We start from the raw sequence: 6326 nt of genomic DNA on the forward strand, positions 1-6326 counted from the left end.
ACAACTGCTGGAAAAAGAAAATGATTTTGATGTGGAGAAGATGAAAGGAATACAGCTCGACAACACCAGCTACTTTGCCACAGATGCTTTACCCGTGCTGTTGAATATAATGGACCGCAAAGCCCTGCCCGCTGCTGCTCAAAAGCGGCTCGCCGCCCTGGAACACTGGAAGGGCGCTTACAACTGCAATGACCAGGAAGCCCGGTTGTTTGAATTGTGGTGGAATAACGTGAAAGACTATACGTGGGATGAGTTGAAGAATCTCGACTTCTACAGCAGGATGCCGGACGACCGCGTTCTGCTCGATCTCATCACCCATGAACCAAACGACAGCTACTTCGATAAACAAGGCACAACAAAAGTGGAAACAGCCCCTGATATTGTCAGCCAGGCATTCTCCAACGCCGTAGCCAGCTACGATCTGCTTGCCGCAAAAGGTGAATCCAGCTGGGGCAGCTTCAACAAAGTGAATATAAAACACTTCACCAACCTCGATGCCTTCAGCCGGACCAACCTCCCTTCCGCTGGGTACACAGAGGCAATTAACGCAGTATCGTCCAACTGGGGCCCGTCCTGGCGCATGATCGTGGAACTGGGCGACAGACCACGCGCATTCGGGATATACGCCGGCGGACAATCAGGAGACGTTGGTAGTCCTTACTATGATAATTTCATCGGCGATTGGGCCCACGGAAAATATTACCCGCTGACCTTTTTTATGTCGATGAACGAAGCCATGAAACAGAGCGCCGGCAGCTGGAAATTGAAATAAGTACACCCTCACCATCAAACTCATAACATGAAAAAGAAAATACAGAGCACTATATCCGTCACGCTGGCTGCCGCGTTGCTGACGCTGCTGTCAGGAGCGTTGCTGCCATATCCGTGGTGGGCATTCATCATACCACTGGTACTACTGGGCGCTGCACTGAAGTGGTGGCAGCTGCGTTTCTACTATTTTCTGCCCGGCTTCCTGGCAGGATTCATCGTCTGGGCAGGCGCTAACTTCTTTTATGATGCAACCCTGCACGGTACGGTGTTCCTGCGAATGGGACAACTACTGGGCACGCCGCCTTTTGTAGTACCGCTGCTGGCAGGATTGGCAGGTGGACTGCTGGGCGGTCTGGCACTATATACTGGTAGCGCATTTGTTGCAATCAGAGAAGAAGAACCTGTGCTGTAACAGGTGTTTATTAAATCAAAATCAATACAGGATGATTATGAAGGATCGTATTGCAATTATTACAGGGGCCAGCTCCGGCATAGGAGAAGCTACTGCCTTGCGTCTGGCTGCACAAGGTGTGAGAATGGTGCTGAACGGCCGCTCTGCAGACAGGCTGACAGATGTAGAGCAAAAGGTGAACGCAGCCGGCCACGGCACAATAGCGGTAAGCATTTGCGGAGACATAGCAGAAAAACAGGTGACGGATGCTTGCATCGCGGCATGCCACAATACCTGGAATGAATACCCTTCCGTATTTATAGCATCAGCAGGCCGCGGACTGCCAGGCACCGTACTGACCTCTGACGAAAATGAATGGGATCATCTGATTAATACCAACGTTAAAGGACTGATGCATCAAATGAAAAGCATCAGCAAAACAATGCAGGAGCTCGCGGAAGCACCGCGCGATTTTGTAGCAGCACCGCTGGACATTGTCGTAATCGGTTCTTCCATCGGCAGAAACGTATCGCCTTTCAACTCCGTCTACGGCGCCACAAAATTCGCTGCACACGGACTTACGGAAGCCCTGAGACGGCAGCTGGGCCCCAAAGGAATCCGCGTTACATTGATAGAACCCGGACTGGTAGGAACCAATTTTCAGCAAGCCGCCGGTTACGACCCTGCATGGTTTGATAGCTATTCAAAGGAAGTCGGCCCCATTCTGAAAGCAGATGATGTTGCACAGGTGATCAGCTTCCTGCTGAATCTTCCCGGAAATGTGCACCTGGATAATATCTCGATCAGACCCACGCGGCAGGCTTATCCCTGATCTGCTGTTGCCGGATATTCCTGGCAATAAAGTTTCACTTTTATAGTCTTCGAAATGGAAATGAACTACTCAAACCTGGCAGCCCTCTTTACAGCTATTGTCTGTAAATACCCCAATAGGCCCGCTGTCAGAGATAATGCTGCAACACTTACCTATCAGGAGCTGTCCGGCTATGCTTCATATGTGGCGGAAACGCTGCAAGGGCAAGGCGTACAGCCTGGTGATAGGATCGTGTGCGTAAGCAGGAAGGATATAGCCAGCGTCATTTGTTTCTGGGGCGTACTGCTGTGCGGGGCTGTTCCTGTGCTGCTGGACCATGATGAAAACATGCTCACCGGTGAAACAAAGATCCGGGCAGTATCGCCGCGTATGATCATCGACATCGGACAGCGCATGCTTCCTCCCGATATGCAGGAGATAAAGGTGCTCAACAGAAACGTATTACTGGCCAAAAGCGCCGCAACGCCCACCGGGCGGAAAATAACCACAACCGGCAACGCAGACACCTGCTATATCCTGCTTACCAGTGGCACTTCCGGTGAGCCCAAAGCCGTACAGGTATCGCATGCTAACGTGCTTCACTATACGCAATCAGTGTACGAACGCATCGGATGCCCTGATAAGGTCCACGCGGCACACGTATCCACCTTTGCTGCCGACCTTGGTCTCACCAATTTCCTGATGGCGCTGGTATCCGGCGGCCTCTTGCGGATTGTAGACAGAACCTGCGCTACGGACCCCGCACTTTTCTGGGATATAATGGATAAAGATGAAATCTCCCTGCTGAAGATCACACCCTCTCATATCATGTCGCTGCTGGGTGGCCGGGAGAAACCCTTCACCAGGCAGATACCAGTAATAATTACGGGCGGGGAGAAGCTGAGCTGGGAAATGGTTACACAGATGCACGCCCTGCGGACATGCATAGATCTCTATAACCACTACGGACCTACGGAGACTACCATCGGCGCCACGATGTATAAGGCTGCGCCAGACGCCCCTTATGCAGGACTCACCACCTCCGTACCCATTGGTACGCCACTGGGCGATGGGTACTGCTTCCTGGACGATAACAACGAGCTGCTCATCAGTGGCCCCGGCGTAAGCCTGGGCTATCTGGGGAATGAGGAAGAAAATAACAAACGATTCGTGACCCGCTATGTGAACGGCTTCTCCACACGGTGCTACCGCACCGGCGACATCTGCCGGAAACACGAAGATGGCAGCTTCGAGTTCCTCTACAGAACAGACCGGCAGGTGAAAGTAAAAGGACATCGCATTGAGCTGGGCGAAATAGAACTGGCCGCCGCTTCACATCCTGACGTGGAAAATGCTACAGCCACTGTAAGCGATGACCATGGCCGTAACATGCTGGAGGTATATGTGAAGCCCTTGAACGGAAGAGAACTCACAAAAAATACATTACGCAACTGGTTGAAGGAAAGATTGCCCGACTATAAGCTGCCTTCCGCATTTTTCTTTTACCACGAGGCGCCGTTTAATTCCAACGGTAAGATCGATTTCAGTGCATTGAAACAGCGGGTCCGCATCGCCGTCAACGGACAAGTCAGAGAGCCCGCTACCGCCGGATCATGGCCCGCGCAGGCAGAGATTTCCTGGAAGAAGATCCTCGCCATAGACAACGTGGCCGCGGCAGATAATTTCTTTGAAACAGGCGGCGATTCACTGCTCGCGATACAACTGATCGGCAGGTTACAACGCTATGGCTACCGCGTACATATCACTGACCTCAACCAGCATCCCGTATTCCACGACTTCATCGCGCTCGAGCCGGAATGGACCACGGCAGATACCGGCGAAAGAACAAAGAATGACACCACCGCCAGTTTCACCTGGTCACAATACCAGTTCCTCCATCAGGACTACTTTGATCTGAATGATTACTGCCAGATCATTCTGCTGGAAACCACCAGCAGCATCCGTGTCCGCGAAATGGTGCTGGCGCTCAACTGTGTGTTGGAAGGCCACGCACAGCTGACGATGGCCTTCCGGAAAAGTGCTGCCGGATACACCGCCTGGGAGAACAACAACCCCGGCGCAGTGATCGGCACCACAATCCTGAACCCCAAGCTGTCGGCAGTAATGCAGATACAGGAAGAGAGCAGCCAGCTACTGCGGAAACACGCAATAGGGAAGGGGAAACTCTTCACCGCACATATTTTTATAGATCCCAAAGGAAAAGACTATCTGTGCCTCGCCTGTCATCATCTCGCCGTCGACGTTATTTCCTGGCATATCATTATCGATGAGCTGCTCGACTATTACGACCTGATCGTAAAAGGACAGCAGCCAACCGTAATCCCGGAAAACATCGTCGGCCATTTATTTGCCTCGCCTGCCAGAGAACCTTTGCCACAAAGCCTCCAGGACGATATTACATTGCAGGTCATTCACTCATTACCTGAAACCGCACCCAATGATGAGAGCAGGCAATACAGCGAAGTAATTGGCATCGTTGTACCAGACGACGTGACAGCCGCCTTGAAAAAAATGGAAGAACAGCAGCATGAGCTGAGCATCAGCGGACTGTTACTCAGCGCATTTGGTAATGCGGTGACAAAAGAATGCAACATCCCCGAAATCTCTGTAGACGTGGAATACCACGGCCGCCCGCATACCGACGAATATGGCGGGCTTGGCAGATCCGTAGGATGGTGGGCCGTAACTGTACCGCTTAACCTGAACCAGCATACGCTTGCACCGCTGCCATGTTCCGTATTAATAGAAAACAAGGCGGTAACAGCCAATAACATCAACCGGTATAACCGCACGGCATCTCCGGCAGCATCGCAACGCCCGGACATCCGGTTCAATTATCTGGGGCATTTCCCGGGGGAATTTGGCAATGACTCCATCCGGATGCAGCCCGCTGGCTTTAATCCCGGTCCTACACGTAGCCGGAATGCACAGTGCGAATACAAGCTATACTTCACATCCAGGTTTATCGGACAATCGTTGGTGATCGATATTCAATACCAGCCCTGGCGCTTTTCAAGGAATCTGATGAACAATATTGTAAAAGCATTTTCCTTCGCACTGCGTCAGCATACAACCCGCCCCGGTATGACAACCAGCGCACATCCGCTGCTTACTTTCGTCAGCAGTGAACCATCGGTCGGACTGCCCCTTTACAGCATTGATCCTTCATCGGTCGGTAATGCCTCCGCTGAAAGGAAAACCATTTTCCTGACCGGCGCCACCGGTTTTCTCGGTATTCATTTGTTAAAGGAATTACTGAGCTACGATGCCGTGAATATCTGGTGCCTCGTAAGAGGAGATAGTCAACAGCACGCAGAAGAACGGCTGTACGAAAGCCTGAAATATTACTTTGGCAGCCTCCCACCTGAAACGTATACCCGCATAAAAGTAATCCGTGGCGACCTCACACGCCCCGCACTGGGCATCACCGACACAGACTACAGCCTCATGGCCGCAGAAGTGGATGTGATCCTCCATGCCGCCGCCGACGTCAACCTGGTAAAGAGCTATGCAGAACTGATGCATACCAATATTACAGCCACCGAATGTATGATCAGTCTGGCCCGGACAGGCAAAGACAAAGCATTGCATTACGTGTCCACACTGGCCGTCAGCGGTTGCTCCCCGGATAACAGAACCCGCGACTTCTCCGAACATGATTTTGATTTCGGACAATCTTTTCTGTCTGACTATGAAAAAACCAAGTTCGAAGCAGAGAAAATGATCCGCCACTTCCTCAATACCGACGGACGGGGAAAGATCTACCGTGTCGGTCATATCTCCGCAGATGCCGTGCACGGAAGGTTTCAGCGTAATATCGAACATAACCGCATCCTCCAGATTATCAAAGGCATGATGCTCCTGAAACAGGTTCCCGATAACTATACGGAACAGGTGGCCTTTTCCTACGTGGACACGGTCGCTAAAGGCATTGTCAACTTCTGCCTTAATAAAGCAGAAAGTGATATGACCTGCTTTCATATGGAAAGCCCTTACCGCATCAGCTTCCATGACATCGCGGCCATGCTGCAGGATATAGGCTATGAAGCGCAGGTGGTGGATATGAACACATTCAGGAAATCATCAGCGGTCTTCGAAGGAGGGCCTGGCGATAAACGCATCATTGCGCTGATGAACACATGGATAAGAAGGTCAGTCGACTTCCCCCGCAGGGTTAACTATCTGCAGCAGGCTTCGCTGGACGCCATCGCCAGCTCGGGGCTCTATTTCCGCCGCCCCGATCTGAACTGGTTCTCAGATATGATCTCCGAAGGAATCAAAACAGGATTCTTTTATGCGCCCGCAGAAATATCCGTTACGGCAGATCCCTTC

4 protein-coding genes are annotated in these 6326 nt (G+C 51.7%); all 4 read left to right on the top strand.

Features of this window, described 5'->3' with window-relative positions; translation table 11 throughout:
- Positions 1-772, top strand: a 772-nt coding sequence (locus tag VM802_RS17605; protein WP_325532883.1) for a penicillin acylase family protein, incomplete at its 5' end; no start/stop codon positions are given.
- Positions 773-799: 27 nt separating this feature from the next.
- The gene (locus VM802_RS17610) at positions 800-1183 is read left to right on the top strand and encodes a hypothetical protein (protein ID WP_325532885.1); all 384 of its coding nucleotides are present in this window, start codon (positions 800-802) and stop codon (positions 1181-1183) included.
- Positions 1184-1220: 37 nt separating this feature from the next.
- Positions 1221-1994: an SDR family oxidoreductase gene (locus VM802_RS17615; RefSeq protein ID WP_325532887.1), complete on the top strand. Its 774-nt coding sequence runs from the start codon at positions 1221-1223 to the stop codon at positions 1992-1994.
- Between the two features lie 60 nt (positions 1995-2054).
- A partial coding sequence (locus tag VM802_RS17620; protein ID WP_325532889.1) for an SDR family oxidoreductase occupies positions 2055-6326 on the top strand: 4272 nt, incomplete at its 3' end.

Origin of the sequence: Chitinophaga sp., assembly GCF_035538455.1 — a bacterium.
Classification (GTDB): domain Bacteria; phylum Bacteroidota; class Bacteroidia; order Chitinophagales; family Chitinophagaceae; genus Chitinophaga.